Genomic DNA, 21370 nt, shown 5'->3' on the forward strand with positions numbered 1-21370 from the left:
TCCCCGCGGTGCTGAGGTAAGTCAATGAGCTCTTGTGGAGCAGGTCAGGAGAGCCCGAGCTCGTCATCGAGGAGATCGAAGATCTCGTCTGCCGTCGCGGACTGGATTTCACGGTCTTCTGCGGTGCTGTCCGTAGCACTTTGCGTTTCATTCCACTTCGACAGGAGGTCGCGCAGGCGGGTGGTGATACCGGGGCGATCGAGATCGTCCGGGGCGATCGTGGCGAGGATGGCCTCGAGCTTGTCGAGCTCCGCGTGTACGGGCTGGTGTCCGGCCGCGCCGTCCGCGCCGACCAAGCCCAGCTCCTCGCGCAGATACCCGGCGAGCGCGGTGGGCGTCGGGTAGTCGAAGATCAGCGTGACCGGCAGGCGCAGCCCGGCGGCGGCGCCCAGTCGGTTGCGCAGGTCCACGGCGGTGAGCGAGTCGAAGCCGAGGTCGAGGAAGCCGCGGCCGGGGTCCACGTCGTCCGGGGTGGCGTGGCCGAGGACGGCCGCCACATGGCCGCGCACGACCTCCAGCAGCTCGCGGTCGCGTTCGGTCTCCGAGAGCCCGGCGAGCCGGGTCGCGAGCGAGCCCGCGCCCGAGTCGGCCACGGCACCGGAGGTGGCCCCGGTGTCGGCGGAGCGCCGTACGGGGGTGCGGACCAGGCCGCGCAGCAGCGGCGGCAGCAGTCCGGCGGCGGCCTGGCCGCGCAGTGCGCCCGTGTCGATGCGGATCGGCACCAGCGCGGCCTCGGGCAGGGTGCCCGCCACGTCGAACAGCGCCAGGCCCTCGTCCTGTCCGAGCGCCGCGAAACCGCCGCGCGAGATGCGGGTGACATCGGAGGTGTCGAGGCCTCCGGCCATGCCGTCGGCCGTGGCCCACAGGCCCCAGGCGAGCGAGCTCGCGGGCAGGCCCTGGGCGTGGCGGTGCTGGGCGAGCGCGTCCAGGAAGGTGTTGGCCGCGGCGTAGTTGCCCTGTCCCGAGCTGCCGAAGGCACCGGCGGCCGAGGAGAAGAGCACGAACGCGGACAGGTCGAGGTCGCGGGTGAGCTCGTGGAGGTGCCACGCCGCGTCCACCTTGGGGCGCAGTACGGTGTCGATCCGCTCACCGGTCAGCGAACTGATCACCCCGTCGTCCAGGACGCCCGCGGTGTGCACCACGGCGGTCAGCGGGTGCTCCGCCGGTACGGCCGCGAGGGTGGCGGCGAGGGCGTCCCGGTCGGCGGTGTCGCAGGCCGCCCAGGTGACCTCGGCGCCCAACGCGCCAAGCTCGGCGGCGAGTTCGGCCGCGCCCGGGGCTTCGCCACCGCGGCGGCTGACCAGCAGCAGATGCCGCACTCCGCGCTCCGCCACCAGGTGGCGGGCGAAGAGTCCGCCCAGGGCGCCGGTGGCGCCGCTCAGCAGCACGGTGCCCTCAGGGTCGCCGAGTCCGGTGGGCTCGGGGGTGTCCGCCAGGGCCGGGACCCGGGCGAGCCGGTAGGCGTGGCCGGTGCCGGAGCGCAGAGCGAGCTGGGGTTCGTCGGTGGCGAGCACCGACGGCAGGGCCCGCTGGGAGGCGTCGGTGCCGTCGGTGTCCACCAGGACGAAGCGGCCGGGGTTCTCCGACTGCGCGGACTTCACCAGGCCCCACGCGGTGGTGTGGGCCAAGTCGGCGACGTCCTCGCCGGGTGCCGCCGCGACCGCGCCACGGGTGACGAGGACGAGCCGGGTGTCGGCGAGCCGCTGATCGTTCAGCCACTTCTGGACCAGGCCCAGGGCATCCCGGGCGGCGGCCCTCGCGGTGTCGGGCAGGGACGCGATGCCGCCGGGGGCGGTGAGGGGTGCCCCGCCGCCGGTGGCGGGCAGGGACGCCGCGCCGCCGGTCGCGGTGAGAGGTACCACGCCGCCGGTGGCAGTGGGAGACGCCCCGCCGCCGGTGGCAGTGGGAGACGCCCCGCCGCCGGTGGCAGTGAGAGGCGCCACGCCGCCGGTGGCGGGCAGGGACCCCGCGCCGCCCGTCCCAGTCAGAGGTGCCCCGCCGTCCGTGGCGGGCAGGGACCCCGCGCCGCCGGGCGCGCGCAGAGGCGCCCCGCCGCCCGTCCCGGTCAGTGGCGCCACGCCCGTGAGCGGCGCCACGACCACGTCGGGGGCGGGCGCGCCACCGTCGAGGGCGGCGGTGAGTGCCGCGAGGTCCGCGTAGTCGTCCAGCCGCTCGCCGCCGACGGTGAAGCCGGTAGCGGCGAAGCCGGTGGCGGTGAAGCCGGTGGCGGCGCCGAGGGTCACCCAGCACTCGCCGAGCGGGACGTCGGCGGCGGACGCGGGCAGGGCCGCCCACTCGGGGCGGAACAGCGACTCGTGGTGCGCGGCGCGCGAGGCGTTCAGCTGCTCGGCCGCCAGCGGGCGCAGCACCAGGCCGTCGATGGTGGCCACGGCGGTGCCGGTGCCGTCGGCGAGGTGCAGCGACACCCCGTCGGCGCCGGGCCGCAGCCGTACGCGCAGCGATGCGGCGCCCCCGGCGTGCAGCCGTACGCCGGTCCAGGCGAACGGCAGCCGCGCCCCCTCGCCGCCCTCGCCGCCCTCGCCCTCCGGGTCGAGGCCGAGGGTGTGCAGGGCGGCGTCCAGCAGCGCCGGATGCACCCCATATGCGGCGGCCTGCGGCTCGAAGCCCTGGGGCAGCCGGATTTCGGCGAACAGCTCCTCGCCGCGCCGCCAGGCGGCGTGCAGCCCCTGGAAGACCGGGCCGTAGCCGAGTCCGGCGGCGGCCGCGCCCTCGTAGAACTCCTCGGTCGCCAGGGCCGTCGCGTCGGCCGGGGGCCAGGCGCTCAGGTCCACCGGCTCGGCGGTGTGCTCGGCGGTGTGCTCGACCGCGTCACTCGGGGCGAGGAAGCCGGTGGCGTGGCGGATCCACGGCTCGTCGGCGGGCACGTCCTCCCGGCGGGAGTGCAGGGTCAGCGGGCGCCGCCCGGCCTCGTCGGCCGCCGCGAGCTCCAGCCGCAGCTGGACGGCGCCCTGTTCGGGCAGGACCAGCGGGGCCTGGAGGGTCAGCTCCTCGACCGTGTCACAGCCCGCCTCGTGGCCCGCGCGCAGCGCGAGTTCCACGAAGGCCGTGCCGGGCAGCAGCACGGTGTCCATGACGGCGTGGTCGGCCAGCCAGGGGTGGGTGAGCAGCGACAGCCGCCCGGTGAACACGAAGCCACCGGTGTCGGGGAGTTCCACCGCCGCGCCCAGCAGCGGGTGGTCGGCCGTGCCGAGACCCGCGGAGATCACGTCCTCGACGGAGATGCCCACGTCGAGCCAGTAGCGCTGGCGCTGGAAGGCGTAGGTGGGCAGCTCCACGCGGCGGGCGCCGCGCCCGCCGTAGACCGCGGCCCAGTCCGGGGCCGCGCCGCGGACATGGACGTGGGCGAGGGCGGTGGCGAGCGCCTGGGCCTCGGGGCGGCCAGCGCGCAGGGTGGGGACGAACACCGCGTCGGTGTCCACACCGCCATCGGTCCCGGTCCCGGTCCCGGTCTCCGTCCCGGTCCCGGTATCCGTCCCGGTCTCCGTCTCGGCGAGGCAGTCCTCGCCCATCGCGGAGAGCACCCCGTCCGGGCCGAGCTCCAGATACGTGGTCACGCCCTGCTCGCGCAGGGCGCGGACACCGTCGGCGAAGCGGACGGTCTCGCGGACGTGGCGCACCCAGAACTCCGGCAGCCGGATCTCGTCGGCGGAGACCACGGTGCCGGTCAGGCAGGACACCAGCGGGATCTTCGGGGCGTTGAAGGTCAGGCCCTCGGCCAGCTTGCGGAAGTCCGCGAGCATCGGGTCCATGTGCGGCGAGTGGAAGGCGTGGCTGACGGTGAGCCGCTTGGTCTTACGGCCCTTCGCCTCGAACGACGCGGCGATCGCGACAGCCGCGTCCTCGTCGCCCGCGACGACCACGGAGTCCGGGCCGTTGAGGGCGGCGATGCTCACCCGGTCGGTGAGCAGCGGCGCCACCTCGTCCTCGGACGCCTGGATGGCGATCATCGCGCCACCGGCGGGCAGTTCCTGCATCAGCCGGCCACGGGCCGCCACCAGCGCACACGCGTCGGCGAGCGAGAACACGCCCGCCACATGCGCGGCGGCCAGCTCGCCGATGGAGTGGCCGGACAGGTAGTCCGCCTCCAGCCCCCACGCCTCGACCAGCCGGAACAGCGCCACCTCGACGGCGAACAGCGCGGGCTGGGTGACCGCCGTGCGGTCCAGGGCCTGGGCGTCCTCGCCGAACAGCACGGTCTTCAGCGGCCGTTCGAGATGCGGGTCCAGCGCGTCGCACACCTCGTCCAGCGCCTCCGCGAAGCGCGGGAACGCCGCGTACAGCTCACGGCCCATGCCGAGCCGCTGGCTGCCCTGCCCGGTGAACAGGAACGCCACCTTGCCCTCGGTGGCCACCCCGCGCACCGCCTGCGCCGGCTGCTCACCGCGCGCCAGCGCGTCCAGCGCGCCCAGCGCCTCGTCATGGTCCCCGGCCACCAGGGCGACGCGGTGTTCCAGCGCGGCGCGGGTCGTGGCGAGCGAGAAGCCCAGGTCGGTGAGGGAGGCCCCGGGTTCGGCGGCGATCCGCGACCGCAGCCGCCGCGCCTGGGCCCGCACACCGTCCTCGGTACGGGCCGACAGCAGCACGGGCACGTACGGCAGGGCCTCGGGCTCCGCCGCGGGCTCATCCGGCTCGGGGGCGGGCGGCTGCTCGATGATGGCGTGGGCGTTGGTGCCGCTGATGCCGAACGAGGACACCGCGGCCCGGCGCGGACGGCCGCTCTCCGGCCACTCCCGCGCCTCGGTCAGCAGCGACACCGCGCCCGCCGACCAGTCCACATGCGGCGACGGCTCGTCCACGTGCAGCGTCCGCGGCAGCAGACCGTGGCGCATGGCCAGCACCATCTTGATGACACCGGCCACACCGGAGGCGGCCTGGGTGTGGCCCAGGTTGGACTTCACCGAGCCCAGCCACAGCGGCTGTTCCGCGTCCCGCTCCCGGCCGTACGTGGCCAGCAGCGCCTGCGCCTCGATCGGGTCGCCCAGCGTGGTGCCGGTGCCGTGCGCCTCGACCACGTCCACCTCGCCGGTGGTCAGGCGGGCGTTGGCGAGGGCCTGGCGGATGACGCGCTGCTGGGACGGGCCGTTGGGCGCCGTCAGACCGTTGGATGCGCCGTCCTGGTTGACGGCCGAGCCGCGCACGATCGCCAGCACCTCGTGGCCGTGTCGACGGGCGTCCGACAGCCGCTCCAGGAGGAGCATGCCCGCGCCCTCGCCCCAGCCGGTGCCGTCGGCGGCGGCCGCGAACGACTTGCAGCGGCCGTCCCTGGCCAGTCCGCGCTGGCGGCTGAAGTCGATGAACGTACCCGGGGTGAACATCACCGTGACACCGCCGGCCAGCGCCAGCGAGCACTCACCCTGGCGCAGCGCCTGCGCGGCCAGGTGCAGCGCGACCAGCGACGACGAGCAGGCCGTGTCGACCGTGACGGCCGGGCCCTCCAGGCCGAAGGTGTACGCCACGCGGCCGGACACCACGCTGCTGGAGCTGCCGGTGCCGAGGTAGCCCTCGACCTCGCTGGGGACGGCGTGCAGCCGGGACCCGTAGTCGTGGTACATGACGCCCGCGAACACACCGGTCCTGCTGCCGCGCACGGACAGCGGATCGATCCCGGCGCGCTCGAACGCCTCCCACGAGGTCTCCAGCAGCAGCCGCTGCTGCGGATCCATCGCCAGCGCCTCACGCGGCGAGATCCCGAAGAACGCCGGGTCGAACTCGGCGGCGTCGTGCAGGAAGCCGCCCTCGCGGGCGTAGGAGGTGCCCTGGGTCTCCGGGTCCGGGTCGTAGAGCGCCTCGAGGTCCCAGCCACGGTTGTCCGGGAAGCGGGAGATGCCGTCCTCGCCCGCGGCGAGCAGCTGCCACAGCTCCTCGGGGGTGGTGACCCCGCCGGGGTAACGGCAGCTCATCGCCACGATGGCGATCGGCTCGTCGTCGGTGGCGGCCACGACCGGCACCGGCGTGTGCGCCACCGGGGACCGCTCGCCGACGAGCTCGGTCCGCAGATGGCGGGCCAGCACCTGCGGGTCCGGGTAGTCGAAGATGAGCGTGGCGGGCAGCCGCAGCCCGGTGACCGTGTTGAGCTGGTTGCGCAGCTCGACGGCGGTCAGCGAGTCGAAGCCCAGCTCCTTGAATGCACGCCCGGAGCCGATGGTCTCCGCGCCCGCGTAGCCCAGCACGGTGGCCACCTGGCCGCGCACCAAGTCCAGCAGCAGCCGCTCCTGCTCGGGCTCGGACAGCCCGGCGAGCCGTCCCGCAAGGCCGGACTCGCCGCCCGCCGCGACCGCGTCCACCGCGCGCCGCGCCGGGATCCGCACCAGACCGCGGAACAGGGGCGAGACCGCGCCACCGGCGGCCTGGGTGCGCAGGGCCGCGAGGTCCACCCGCATCGGCACCAGGGACGCCTCGGAGACGGTCAGCGCGGTGTCGAGCAGGGCAAGGCCCTCCGCCACCGGCAGCGGCGGCAGTCCGGCGCGCCGCATCCGGGCGATGTCGGCCTCGTCCAGGGTGCTGCCCATACCGGCCCCGGCCCACAGGCCCCACGCGAGCGCGGTGGCGGGCAGGCCCTGGGCGGCCCGGTGCCGGGCGAGGGCGTCCAGGAAGGCGTTGGAGGCGGCGTAGTTGCCCTGTCCCGGGCCGCCGAACACACCGGAGGAGGACGAGAACAGCACGAAGGCCGCCAGGTCCAGCTCGCGGGTGAGCTCGTGGAGGTTCCAGGCCGCGTCCACCTTCGGGCGCATGACGTGGTCGACGCGCTCGGAGGTGAGGGAGCCGATCACACCGTCGTCCAGCACACCGGCCGTGTGCACGACGGCGGTCAGCGGATGCTCGGCGGGGACGGTGGCGAGGGCCGCGGCGAGCGCGTTCCGGTCGGCCACATCACACGCCGCCCAGCGCACCTCGGCGCCCAACCCGGCCAGTTCGGCGCCGAGTTCGGTCGCACCGGGGGCCTGGTCGCCACGGCGGCTCACCAGCAGCAGACGCCGTACGCCACGCTCGGCCACCAGATGCCGGGCCACCAGACCGCCCAGCGAACCGGACGCGCCGGTCACCAGCACCGTGCCCTCGGGGTCGAGACCCCGGGCGCCGTCGCCCTCCGGCTCCACGGCCACCCGCGCCAGCCGCGGCACGGACACCGCGCCCGCGCGGATCGCCAGCTGCGGCTCGCCCGAGGCCAGAGCGGCGGGCAGCGCCCGCAGCGACTGGTCCGCGCCGTCGGTGTCCACCAGCACGAAGCGGCCCGGGTTCTCCGACTGCGCCGAGCGCAGCAGACCCCAGACGGCCGCACCGGCCAGATCCGCCACCGGCTCGCCGTCCTCGACGGCCACCGCGCCACGGGTCACCACGACCAGCGGGGCGTCCCCGAACCCCTCCTCCAGCCACCGCTGGACGACGGAGAGCGCCGCGGCGGCGGCGCGGTGCGCCCCGCGCGCCGCCTGCTCACCGACCTCGGCGGACGGCGACACGACGACGTACTCGGGCGCGGGCGCGGTGCCCGCGGCGACCGCCCCGGCCAGCGTCTCCAGGTCCCCGTACGCCGAGGTCCCGAGCCCGAGCGGGTCGGCGCCCAGCACCGCCCACCGGCCGTCGGCGGGAACATCCGCCCCGGCCGCGTCGGCGAGCCCGGCCGTGGCCGCCCACTCCAGGCGGAACAGCGACTCGTGGTAGGCCGTGCGCGCGCTCTGGATCTGCTCGGCCGAGACCGGGCGCAGCCCCAGCGTCTCGACGGCCGCGACGGGCGCGCCGGTGGTGTCGGCGATCTCCAGCCGGACACCGTCGGTGCCCGCGGGGGCCAGCCGCACCCGCAGCGCCGAGGCGCCGCTCGCGTACAGCGACACGCCGGTCCAGGCGAACGGCAGCCGCCCTTCGCCGCCCGTGTTGCCCAGGCCGCCCATGCCGATGGCGTGCAGGGCGGAGTCCAGCAGCGCCGGGTGCAGCCCGAACGCGGCGGCCTCCTCGGCCGTCTCCTCGTCCAGCGCCACCTCGGCGAACACCTCGCCACCGCGCTGCCACACCCTGCGCAGCCCCTGGAACGCGGGGCCGTAGGCGAAGCCGATGTCCAGCAGGCCCTCGTAGCGGCCGTCCAGCTCCACCTCGGTCACGTCCGCCGGGGGCCACGCGCTCAGCTCGAACGACGCCTCCGGACGGCCGCCGGACGCCAGGACACCGGCGGCGTGCCGGGTCCACGGCTCCTCGGCGGGCAGGCCCTCCACTCGGGAGTGCAGCGACAGCGGACGGCGACCCGTCTCGTCGGCCGCGCCGACCGAGAGCCGCAGCTGGACACCGCCCTGCGCGGGCAGCACCAGCGGCGCCTCGAGGGTCAGCTCCTCCAGGTAGTCACAGCCGACCTGGTCACCCGCGCGGATCGCCAGCTCCACGAACGCGGTACCGGGCAGCAGCACCGTGTCCAGGATGGTGTGGCCCGCGAGCCACGGGTGGGTGGACAGTGCCAGCCGCCCGGTGAACAGCATCCCGTCCGCGTCCGGCAGTTCGGCGCTGGCGCCGAGCAGCGGATGCTCGGCCTCGCCCAGCCCGACCGCGGCCACGTCGCCGAGGAACAGCGACGACACCTTCGGCCAGTAGCGCTGCCGCTGGAAGGCGTACGTGGGCAGCGCGACCTGCGAGGCGCCGGTACGGGCGTAGTAGGCCGCCCAGTCCACCGCCACGCCGCGCACATGCGCCCGCGCGACGGCCGACAGCAGCGCCTCGGCCTCGGGGCGGTCCTTGCGCAGCACGGCGGCGAAGCCCGCCACATCGGCGTCGGTGACGCAATCCTGCGCCATGGCGGTGAGCACACCGTCGGGGCCCAGCTCGACGTACGTGGTGACGCCTCGGGCTTCCAACGTCCGTACACCGTCGAGGAAGCGGACCGCCTCGCGGACGTGGCGCACCCAGAAGTCCGGGCTGGTGATCTCCTCGGCGGAGACCACGTCCCCGGTGAGGTTGGACACGATCGGGATCCGCGGGGCCTCGTACGACAGCCCCTCCGCGACCTCGCGGAACGCGTCCAACATGCCGTCCATGCGCGGGGAGTGGAAGGCGTGGCTGACCGTGAGCCGCTTGATCTTACGGCCCTGGGCTTCGAAGCCGGAAGCGATCGCGACAGCCGCGTCCTCGTCACCCGCGATGACCACGGAGGTCGGACCGTTGAGCGCGGCGATCGAGACACGCTCGGTGAGCAGCGGCGCCACCTCGTCCTCCGACGCCTGCACCGCGATCATCGCGCCACCGGCCGGAAGCTCCTGCATCAGACGGCCACGCGCGGCAACCAGCTTCGCCGCGTCCGCCAGCGAGAGCACACCGGCCACATGCGCGGCAGCCAGCTCACCAATCGAGTGGCCGGACAGGAAGTCCGCCTTCAGACCCCACGCCTCCGAAACCAGCCGGAACAGCGCCACCTCGATCGCGAACAGCGCGGGCTGAGTGAACCCCGTCCGATCCAGCGCCTCGGCGTCATCCCCGAACAGCACATCCCGCAGCGGCCGCTCCAGATGCCCGTCCAGGTGCGCGCACACCTCGTCCAGCGCGTCAGCGAACACCGGGAAGGCGTCGTACAGCTCACGACCCATGCCGAGCCGCTGGCTGCCCTGCCCCGTGAACAGGAACGCCACCTTGCCACCGGCCACCGAACCGTGCGCGAGCCCGGCCGCCGTACGGCCCTCGGCAAGCGCCGCCAGGCCGGACAGCAGCCCGTCCCGGTCCTCGGCGACCAGCGCCGCGCGCTCCTCGAAGGCGGTACGGCGCGTGGCGAGCGTGAACGCCACGTCGGTGAGGTCCAGCTCGGGCCGCTCGTCGAGGTGGGCGCGCAGCCGTACGGCCTGGTCGCGCAGGCCCTCGGAGGACTTGGCGGAGAGCACCCAGGTGGCGGGCCGGGGCGCGGCGGCGGGCGTCGCGTCCTCGGTCTCGTCCGCGTACACCGGGGCCTGCTCGATGATGGTGTGCGCGTTGGTGCCGCTGATGCCGAACGAGGACACCGCGGCCCGGCGCGGACGGCCGGTCTCCGGCCACTCCCGCGCCTCGGTCAGCAGGGCGACCGCGCCCGTCGACCAGTCCACATGCGGCGTGGGCTCATCGACGTTGAGGGTCTGCGGCAGCAGTCCGTGCTGGATGGCCAGCACCATCTTCATCACACCGGCGACACCGGCCGCGGCCTGCGTATGGCCGAAGTTGGACTTGATGGAGCCCAGCCACAGCGGCTGGTCGGCGTCGCGGTCCTGGCCGTAGGTGGCCAGCAGGGCCTGCGCCTCGATCGGGTCGCCCAGCTTGGTGCCCGTGCCGTGGGCCTCGACCGCGTCCACCTCGGACGCCGACAACCCCGCACCCGCCAACGCCTGACGAATCACCCGCTGCTGCGAGGGACCATTCGGCGCCGTCAGACCATTCGACGCACCGTCCTGGTTGATGGCCGAACCACGCACGACCGCCAGCACCTCATGACCATTGCGCCGGGCGTCCGACAGCCGCTCCACGAGCAGCATGCCCACACCCTCACCCCAACCCGTACCATCCGCACCCGCCGCGAACGCCTTGATCCGCCCATCCGCCGCCAACCCACGCTGACGACTGAAATCCACAAACGAACCCGGCGTCGACATCACCGTCACACCACCGGCCAACGCCAACGAACACTCACCCGCCCGCAACGCCTGAATCGCCCAGTGCAACGCCACCAACGACGACGAACACGCCGTATCCACCGTCACCGCCGGACCCTCAAGACCCAGCGCATACGACACCCGACCCGACATCACACTGGCCGCGTTACCCGTCCCCATGAAGCCTTCCGAGCCATCGGGGGCGGAGAGGATCACGGGCAGGTAGTCCTGGCCGTTGGTACCGGCGAACACGCCGACCTGCTGGCCGCGCAGCGTGGTCGGATCGATCCCGGCCCGCTCGAACGCCTCCCACGACGTCTCCAGCAGCAACCGCTGCTGCGGATCCATGGCAAGGGCCTCGCGCGGCGAGATGCCGAAGAATACGGGGTCGAACTCGGCCGCGTCGGCGAGGAATCCGCCCTCGCGGACGTAGCTGGTGTGCTCGCCCGCGCCCTCCGGGTCGTACAGCGTCTCCAGGTCCCAGCCGCGGTCGGCGGGGAAGTCGACCACCGCGTCCTGGCCGGACGCCAGGAGCCGCCACAGCTCCTCCGGTGACCGCACACCGCCCGGGAAGCGGCAGCTCATGCCGACGATCGCGATGGGGTCGTCGTCCAGGGCCACGCCCACCGAGGACGCTCCGGTCACGGTCGGGCGCGAGCCGATGAGTTCGGCCTGGAGGTGGTCGGCGAGGGCGATCGGGGTGGGGTAGTCGAAGATGATGGTGGCGGGCAGCTTGAGCCCGGTGAGCGTGGCGAGCAGGTTGCGGATCTCGACCGCGGTCAGCGAGTCGAAGCCGAGGTCGCGGAAGGCGCGGCTGGGTTCCACCGAGTCCGGTCCGGGGTGGCCGAGGACGACGGCCACCTGGGTGCGAACGAAGTCCAGGGCGATCTGGTCGCGTTCCTCGTCGGTTCCGGCGTCGGTCAGCCGCTGGGCCAGCGAGGTGGGCTGGCCGGGGATGGCGGGGCCGCCGGTGGCGGTGCGGGCCGCCTCGATCGCGCGCTTCGCTTCGGAGAGGTCGGCGAGCAGCGGGTTGGGGCGGTGGCCGGAGAGGCCGGGCGCGAAGCGGTCCCATTCGATGTCCACGACGAGGGAGAAGGTCTCGTCGAGGTCGAGCGCGGCGCCCAGCGCGGCGGTGGCCGGTTCGGGGGCGAGGGCGGGCAGCCCCGACTGCCGGAGCCGCTCGGCCACCAGCTCGTCGGTGGCCATGCCGCCGTCGGCCCAGGCGCCCCAGGCCATCGAGGTGGCGGGCAGGCCCTCGGCCCGGCGCTGTTCGGCGAGCGCGTCGAGGTAGGCGTTGGCGGCGACGTAGTTGGCCTGTCCGGCGGCGCCGAAGGTGGCGGCCATGGAGGAGAAGAGCACGAAGGCGGACAGGTCGAGGCCGCGGGTGAGCTCGTGCAGATGGCGGGCGGAGTCGGCCTTGGCGCGCAGCACATCGGCCATGCGCCGCGGGGTCTGGGCGTCGAGCACCCCGTCGTCCAGCACTCCGGCGGCGTGCACGACCGTGGTCAGCGGGAGGTCCGCGGGGACGGTCGCCAGCAGCCCGGCGAGGGCGTCGCGGTCGGCCGTGTCGCAGGCGGCGACGGTCACCTGGGCGCCGAGGGCGGTGAGTTCGTCGCGCAGCTCGGGGGCGCCGGGGGCGTCGGGGCCACGGCGGCTGGTGAGCAGGATGTGCTGGGCGCCGTGGGCCACGAGCCAGCGGGCGACATGGCCGCCGAGGGCGCCGGTGCCGCCGGTGATCAGCGCGGTGCCGTGGGTGGTCCAGCCGTCGTCGGTGGTCTCGTGGTGCGGGGCGCGGGCCAGCCGTCGGGCGTGGATGCCCTGCGGGCGGATGGCGAGGTGGTCCTCGCCGCTGATGCCGTCGGGCCCGGCGAGGATGTCGGCGAGCCGCCCGAGGGCGCGGTCGTCGGCGGTCTCGGGCAGGTCGATCAGACCGCCCCAGCGCTCGGGGTGTTCAAGGGCGGCGGTACGGCCCAGGCCCCAGATCTGGGCCTGTTCGGGGCTGGTGAGCCGGTCGGAGCGGCCGACGGAGACCGCGCCGCGGGTGGCGGCCCACAGCGGGGCGTCGAGGCCGGCGTCGCCGAGGGCCTGGACGAGGGTGAGGGTGCCCGCGAGTCCGGCGGTGAGGGAGGGGTGCGGGTCGTGCGGGCGCTCGTCGAGGCCGAGCAGGGAGAGCACCCCGTCGAAGGACACACCTTCCAAGGACACACCGTCGAAGGGCACACCGTCCAAGGACGGGGCCTCGGCCGCCGGGTCCGGGCTCAGGGCGGTGCGGATCCGCTCGGCGAGGGCGGCGCGGTCGGCGGTGGCTCCGTCTACGTCGATCCGGTGGACGGTGACGCCGCGTTCGGCCAGCAGCCGCAGCGGCTCCGCCACCCAGGGGTCGTCGTCGCGCCCCTCGGGGGTGACCACGAGCCAGGTGCCGGTGAGCGGTTTGTCCGGGGTCTGCGGCAGCGGTGTCCAGGTGACGCGGTAGCGCCAGCCGTCCACGGTGGTGTCGACGTGGCTCTGCCGGCGCCATGCGGACAGGACGGGCAGCACCTCGCTGAGGGGCTGGTCGCCGTCGAGGCCGAGGGTGTCGACCAGGGCGGCCAGGTCCTCGCTGTGCACGACCTCCCAGAACCGGGCGTCGGCCACGGCCGGTGCGGCGGCCTCGGCCGCGGCGGGGTCGGGGCCGTACGAGAAGGGGTTGGCGGGCCAGTAGCGCTGCCGCTGGAAGGCGTAGGTGGGCAGGTCGACGCGGCGGGCGCCGGTGCCCGCGTAGTAGGTGGCCCAGTCCACGGGCAGGCCCCGGACATGCGCCTGGGCGAGCGCGCTGCTCAGGGTGCGGGGCTCGGGGCGGCCGGAGCGCAGCGCGGGCAGGAAGGCGAACGTGCGGTTCCGGCCGCCGCTCACGCACTCCTGGGCCATGGCGGAGAGCACCCCGTCGGGGCCGAGCTCCAGATACGTGGTCACGCCGTGGTCCTCGAGGCGGCGCACGCCGTCGAGGAAGCGGACGGCCTCACGGACGTGGCGGACCCAGAACTCGGGCGTGGTGATCTCGTCGGCGCCCACCAGGGTGCCGGTGAGGTTGGAGACGATCGGGATCTTCGGAGCCTCGTAGGTCAGCCGCTCGGCCACCTGACGGAAGTTCTCCAGCATCCCGTCCATGTGCGGGGAGTGGAAGGCGTGGCTGACGGTGAGCCGCTTGGTCTTGCGGCCCTGGGCCTCGAAGCCCGCCGCGATCTCCAGCGCCGCGTCCTCGTCACCGGCGATGACGACCGACGTCGGGCCGTTGATGGCGGCGATGGACACCCGCTCGGTCAGCAGCGGCGTCACCTCGTCCTCCGCCGCCTGCACGGCGATCATCGCGCCGCCGGTGGGGAGTTGCTGCATCAGCTGGCTGCGCGCGGCCACCAGGGCGGAGGCGTGGGTGAGCGAGAGCACCCCGGCGACATGGGCGGCGGTGAGCTCGCCGATGGAGTGGCCGGAGAGGAAGTCGGGCCGCAGCCCCCAGGATTCGACGAGGCGGAAGAGGGCCACCTCGACGGCGAACAGCGCGGGCTGGGTGTAGCCGGTCCGGTCGAGCGTGGCGGCGTCGTCGCCGAACAGCACGTCTTTCAGCGGCCGGTCGAGGAAGCGGTCGAGCTGGGCGCAGACCGCGTCCAGCGCCTCGGCGAACACCGGATACGTCGCGTACAGCTCACGGCCCATGCCGAGCCGCTGGCTGCCCTGCCCGGTGAAGAGGAACGCGACCTTGCCCTCGGCGGCGAGACCCTCGGTCACCTCGGGGTGGTGGCGGCCCTCGGCGAGCGCGTCGAGGCCCGCGAGCAGCTCGTCGTGGTCGGCGGCGACGACCGCGGCGCGGCGGTCGAGGGCGGCCCGGGTGGCGGCCTGGGAGTAGCCGATGTCGGCGAGGCGGTGGCCGGGGTGGGCGGCCAGATGGGTCCGCAGCCGGAGCGCCTGGGCGCGCAGCGCCTGCTCGTTCTTGCCGGACAGCACGACCGGGACGAGGGGCACCTCGGCCCGCTCCGGCTCGGGCTCGCCGCTCTCGGCATGCCCGACGGGGGCCGCGGAGGCCGGGGCCTCCTCGAGGATGGTGTGCACATTGGTGCCGCTCATGCCGAACGACGAGACGCCCGCCCGGCGCGGGGTGGCGCCCTCGGGGTCCTTGGCCCACTCGCGGGTGGCGGTGAGCAGTTCGACGTCCCCGGCCGTCCAGTCGACGTGCGGGGTGGGCTCGGTGAGATGCAGGGTCTTGGGCAGCCGGCCGTGGCGCATCGCCATGACCATCTTGATGACGCCGCCGACACCGGCGCCCGCCTGGGCGTGGCCGATGTTGGACTTGATGGAGCCGATGAGCAGCGGTTTGCCCTCGGGCCTGTCCTGGCCGTAGGTGGCCAGCAGCGCCTGCGCCTCGATCGGGTCGCCGAGGGCGGTGCCAGTGCCATGGGCCTCGACGGCGTCCACCTGGTCGGGGCTGAGCCGGGCGTTGGCCAGCGCCTGGAGGATGACGCGCTGCTGCGAGGGGCCGTTGGGCGAGGTGAGGCCGTTGCTGGCGCCGTCCTGGTTGACGGCGGAGCCGCGGACCACGGCGAGCACCGGGTGGCCCTTGCGCTGGGCGTCCGACAGCCGCTCGACGAGCAGCATGCCGACGCCCTCGCCCAGGCAGAAGCCGTCGGCCTCCGGGGCGAAGGGCTTGGAGCGGCCGTCGAGGGCCAGTCCGCGCATCTTGCTGTAGTCGACGAAGACGCCGGGCGCGCACATCAGGGTGGCGCCGCCGGCGAGGGCGAGCGAGCATTCGCCGTTGCGCAGCGCCTGGACGGCGAGGTGGAGCGCCACCAGCGAGGAGGAGCAGGCGGTGTCGACGGTGACGGCCGGGCCCTCGAAACCGAAGGTGTAGGAAAGGCGGCCGGAGGCGACGCTCGCGGCGTTACCGGTGCCGAAGTAGCCCTCGAAGTTCTCATTGGAACTGAGGATCGCGCCCAGGTAATCGTGATTGCTGGTGCCGACGAAGACGCCGATCTGCCGGCCGCGCACCGCGACCGGGTCGATTCCGGCGCGCTCGAACGCCTCCCAGGAGGTCTCCAGCAGCATCCGCTGCTGCGGGTCCATGCCGAGCGCTTCCCGGGGGCTGATGCCGAACAGGGAGGGGTCGAAATCGGCTATGCCGTCGACGAATCCGCCCTCGTGCACATAGCTGGTGCCGGGGTGGTCCGGGTCCGGGTGGTACATCGTGTCGACATTCCACCCGCGGTCCAGCGGGAACTCGCTGACCGCGTCGACGCCCTCGCTGACGATGCGCCACAGGTCCTCGGGCGACTGGACGCCTCCGGGATAACGGCAGCCGATCCCCACGATGGCGATGGGGTCGTGGTTCTTCGCCTCGGCCTCTTGCAGGCGGAGGCGAGTCTGGTGCAGATCCGCCGTTACCAGCTTGAGGTAGTCCCGCAGCGTCTCTTCATTCGCCATTTACGCAATCCAATTACGGCAGACGGCATCGGAAATGCTCCACAGATCCTCAATGGGAGCCGGTAACCAACAACCAAATCAGTCGACTTCTCGCTGAGAGGCTATGTAAAAACTAACCCTCACAACAACCCCTAGAGGCCCCCTATGACCCCCTGGATAGCCAAGGAGCGATAGGGGGCAACCCGGTATTTCGAAACTCTATTGAAGGGTGGAGAAAATCCTGGCCGACATTGGATACGACGTCAATAGCGAAATTCTCGTCAAGCCCTTCCGAGGCCCTTGTTGATGAATGCGAAGAGCTCTTCGTCACTGGCCGACTGGAGCTGCCCGGCGTCCACCGTGTCCGTCGCCGGGCGCTCCGGCGCCGCCACGGCGGCGGGCTCGGCGGTGACCGCCGTGCCGTCCGACTCGTTCCACTTCGCCAGCAGCGACTGGAGCCGCATGGTGATCCGGGCCCGGGTGATGTTGTCGGGCGCGGTGCCGGTGAGCGCGGACTCCAGCTTGTCGAGCTCTTCGAGCACCGCCGTGCCGTCGGCCGCCTCGTCGGGCGCGATCCCGGCCCGCAGATAGGCGGCCACGGCGGCCGGGGTCGGGTGGTCGAAGATCAGGCTCGGCGGCAGCTTCAGCCCGCTCGCGGCGCCCAGCCGGTTGCGGAGCTCGACCGCGGTCAGCGAGTCGAAGCCCAACTCCTTGAAGGCCCGCCCGGCCTCGATGGCCTGGGCACCGGAGTGGCCCAGCACGGCGGCCACCGCGCCGCGCACCAGATCCAGCAGCACCCGCTCCCGCTCGGTCTCCGGCAGGCCCGCGAGCTGCCCGGCCAGGGCCGCACCGGCGGTGCCCGCGTCGTCGGTCTCGGCCGCGGCCATCTCCTCGACGACCTCGCGGGCCTCGGGCAGGTCGTGCAGCAGCGGACGCGGCCGGTCGGCGGTGAAGGCGAGGGTGAAGCGCCGCCAGTCCATGTCGATGACGGTCAGCGCGGTCTCGTCCCGGTCCAGCGCGTGCTGGAGCGTGGCGGTGGCCGGCTCGGGCGCCATCTCGTTGATGCCGTGGCGGCGCATCCGGTCGCCCACGGCGCCGTCCACGCTTGAGCCGTCGCCCCACGGGCCGAAGGTCAGCGCGGTGGCGGGCAGCCCGTCGGCGCGGCGCTGCTCGGCGAAGGCGTGCAGGAAGGCGTTGCCGGGCGCCTGGTTGCCCTGGCCGGGTGCGCCGAAGGTGGCGGAGAAGTGCGAGCACAGCACGAACGCGGTCAGGTCCAGGTCCCGGGTGAGCTCGTGCAGATGGCGCGTGGCGTCCACCTTGAGCCGCAGCACCCGCTCGACCTGATCGGGGGTCAGCCCCTCGATCACCCCGTCGTCGATGACGGCGGCGGTGTGCACGACGGCCGTCAGCGGCTGGTCGGCCGGGATGGCCGCGAGGGTGTCGGCGAGCGCGGCGCGGTCGGTCACATCGCACGCGGCGAGGGTGACCTTGGCGCCGAGCTCGGTCAGCTCGGCCTCCAACTCGACCGCACCGGGGGCGTCCGGGCCCCTGCGGCTCGCCAGGACGAGATGGTCGGCGCCGTTGCGGGCCAGCCACCGCGCGACCTGCACGCCGAGCCGTCCCGTGCCGCCGGTGACCAGCGTGGTGCCGGTCGGCCTCCAGGCCCGTACGGCGGAGGTGTCGGCCAGCGGGGCGCGCACCAGGCGGGGCCCGAAGACGCCCGTGGCACGGATCGCGGCCTGGTCGTCGTCGCCGTCGGAGGCGAGGAGGCCCACCAGCCGGGTCAGGGCGCGCTCGTCGGGCGTGTCAGGCAGGTCGATCAGACCGCCCCAGCGCTCCAGGTGCTCCAGCGCGGCCACCCGGCCCAGGCCCCAGACGAGGGCCTGCTCGGGCGCGGCCGGGCGGTCGGTGCCGCCCACGGAGACGGCGCCCTGTGTGAGGCACCACAGCGGTGCGCCGATTCCCGCGTCGCCGAGGGCCTGGACCAGCGCGAGCTGGGCGGCCGTTCCGGCGGGCAGGGAGGCGTGTTCGGGGTGTGCGCCCTGGGCCGGGGCCAGCAGCGACACCACTCCGTCGAACGCGGGGCCGTTCGGAGCGGCAGCGGCTCCGGCTTTGGCTCGGGCATCGGCTCCGGCTTCGGCTTCGGCGAGCGCGGTGCGCAGCCGCCCGGCCAGCTCCTCCCGGCCGTCGATGGCGGTGTCCACCGCGATCCGCCGTACGTCGGCGCCGCGTTCGGCGAGCACACCGGCAACGGCGTCGGTCCAGGTGTCCTCGGTGGCCGGGGTGACGACGAGCCACGCGCCGGTCAGCCGCGCGGCCCGCTCCTCGGCGAGCGGCTTCCACGTCACGCGGTAGCGCCAGCCGTCCACCGTGGACTGCTCACGCGCCTGCTTGCGCCACGAGGCCAGCGCGGGCAGGACGGCGCTCATGGGCTGATCACCCTCGACCGTCAGCTCGGCGGCCAGCGCCTGCCAGTCCTCGGCCTCCACGGCGGCCCAGAACCTCTCCTCCACGGCGTCGCGCCCGCTCTCCCCGGTCGCCCTTCCCCGCGCGGCCTCCGGCCAGTAGCGCTGCCGCTGGAAGGCGTACGTGGGCAGCTCGATCCGGCGCGCGCCGGTGCCGTCGAAGAACGCGTCCCAGTCCACGGCCACACCGCGCGACCACGCCTCGCCGACGGAGGCCCAGAAGCGGTCCAGGCCCCCCTCGTCGCGGCGCAGCGACCCGATCGCGGCCGCGTCCACACCGGCGTCCTCGGCGGTCTCCTGCACTCCCATGGTCAGCACCGGGTGCGCGCTGGACTCGATGAACACCCCGAAGCCCTCGTCCAGCAGCCGCCGTACCGCGCCCTCCAGCTCAACCGTGCGACGCAGGTTGGTGAACCAGTACTCGGCGTCCAGCTCCGGACCCTCGACCCACTCCCCCGTCACCGTCGACAGGAACGGCACCTGGGCGTTCTTCGGCTGTACGGGCGCCAGCAGCTCCAGCAGCTCCTCGCGGAGCAGATCGACCTGCGCGGAGTGCGAGGCGTAGTCCACCGGCACCCGGCGCGCCCGCACCTCATCCGCCTCGCAGGACGCCAGCAGTTCGTCCAGCGCCTCGGGCTCGCCCGAAACCACCACCGACGACGGGCCGTTGACCGCCGCCACCGAGATCCGCTCCTCACCCCAGGCCGCGATGCGCTCGCGCACATCCGCCACCGGGAGCGCCACCGACACCATGCCGCCCTTGCCCGCCAACACCCGGCCAATGGCCTGGCTGCGCAAGGCCACCACACGGGCCGCGTCCTTCAGCGACAGGGCTCCGGCCACACACGCCGCCGCGATCTCACCCTGCGAATGGCCGATCACCGCGGCCGGGACGACGCCCAGCGAACGCCACAGCTCCGCGAGGGACACCATCACCGCGAACAGCACCGGCTGGACCACATCCACCCGCTCCAGCGACGGCGCACCCTCCGCACCCCGCAACACATCCACCAACGACCAGTCGGTGAACTCCGCCAGCGCCGCCGCACACTCCTCGATGTGGGCCGCGAAGACGGGCGAGGCGTCCATCAGCCCCACGCCCATCCGCACCCACTGCGAGCCCTGCCCGGGGAAGACGAACGCCGTCTGCCCGGCGACCACGGCGCCCCGCTCAACCCCGGCCGCCATGCCGCCCTCGGCGAGTGCGGTCAGCCCGGCCATCAGCTCCTCGCGGTCCCGGCCCTGGACCACACCGCGGTGGTCCAGCGCGGCGCGGGTGGTGGCCAGCGACAGGCCGATGTCCACGGTGCGCAGCGCCGGTTCGTCGTGGAGCCGGTCCAGCAGCCGCCACGCCTGGGCGCGCAGCGCCGCCTCGCTCTTGCCGGACAGCACCCACGGCAGCACACCCGGCTGCTTGGACACCAGCTCGACCGGGCCCGGCTCCTCGGCGGGGGCCTGCTCGACGATGGTGTGCGCGTTGGTGCCGCTGAAGCCGAAGGAGGAGATGGCCGCGCGGCGCGGACGGCCGGTCTCGGGCCACGGCGTGACCGACCTGACCAGCGCGAGCTTCCCCGAGGACCAGTCGATGTGCGGGGACGGCTCGGCGATGTGCAGCGACTCGGGGACCACCCCGTGCCGCATCGCCAGGACCATCTTCATCACCCCGGCGATGCCCGCGGCGCCCTGGGTGTGGCCGATGTTGGACTTCACCGAGCCGAGCAGCAGGGGCAGTTCCCCGGGCCGGTCCTGGCCGTAGGTGGCGAGCAGCGCCTGTGCCTCGATCGGGTCGCCGAGCGAAGTGCCCGTGCCATGGGCCTCCACGACGTCCACATCGCCCGCGGACAGCCGGGCGTTGGCCAGCGCCTGCTGGATGACGCGCTGCTGGGACGGGCCGTTCGGCGCGGTCAGACCGTTGGACGCGCCGTCCTGGTTGACGGCCGAGCCCCGCACCACGGCCAGCACCTCGTGGCCCAGGCGGCGGGCGTCCGAAAGCCGCTCCAGCAGCAGGACGCCCACGCCCTCGGCCGGCCCGAAGCCGTCGGCGTCCGCCGAGAACGCCTTGCAGCGGCCGTCCTCGGACAGTCCGCGCTGGCGGCTGAACTCGATGAACAGCCCCGGCGTGGACATCACATGGACGCCGCCCGCCAGGGCGAGCGAGCACTCGCCCAGCCGCAGCGACTGGACGGCCAGGTGCAACGCAACCAGCGACGCGGAGCACGCGGTGTCCACCGTGACGGCCGGGCCCTCCAGGCCGAACACGTAGGAGAGCCGGCCGGAGACGACGCTGCTGGCGTTGCCGGTGCCGAGGTGGCCGCCGAAGTCGTCCTCGGCGTCGAGCGCCACCGTCAGATAGTCGGAGGCGTTCATGCCCGCGAAGACACCGGTCCGGCTGCCGCGCAGGGACGCGGGGTCGATCCCGGCCCGCTCGAACGCCTCCCACGACGTCTCCAGCAGCAGCCGCTGCTGCGGGTCCATCGCCATGGCCTCGCGCGGCGAGATCCCGAAGAACGCCGCGTCGAACCGGGTGGCGTCCTCCAGGAACCCGCCCTCGCGGGTGTAGGTGGTGTCCGGGGTGTCCGGGTCGGAGTCGAACAGGTTCCGCAGGTCCCAGCCGCGGTCGGCCGGGAACTCCGTCTGCGCCTCGCCGCCGGAGGCCATGAGCTGCCACAGCTCCTCGGGGGTGCTGACACCTCCGGGGAAGCGGCAGCTCATGCCCACGATGGCGATCGGCTCATGGGCCTGGTCGTCGGCCTCCTGGAGCCGCCGGTGGGCGGCGGTGAGGTCGGTGGTGACCTTCTTCAGATATTCGCGGAGCTTGGCTTCGTTCGCAGTCGCCATGGACGTTCACCTATTCGCAATGCTCTTGATCGT

General features: G+C 73.9%; 1 protein-coding gene and 1 pseudogene. Both read right to left on the reverse strand.

Annotated features, from left to right (window positions below):
* Window positions 1-44: 44 nt before the first annotated feature.
* Entirely contained in the window at window positions 45-16037 is a 15993-nt protein-coding gene (locus ACJX2R_RS20470; protein ID WP_413105912.1) for a type I polyketide synthase, read from the reverse strand.
* A 278-nt stretch (window positions 16038-16315) separates the two neighbouring features.
* A pseudogene (locus ACJX2R_RS20475) lies at window positions 16316-21328 on the reverse strand (type I polyketide synthase); the annotation flags it as partial.
* Between the last annotated feature and the right edge of the window lie 42 nt (window positions 21329-21370).

Source organism: Streptomyces sp. Inha503 (genome assembly GCF_047215865.1).
GTDB lineage: Bacteria > Actinomycetota > Actinomycetes > Streptomycetales > Streptomycetaceae > Streptomyces > Streptomyces lycopersici.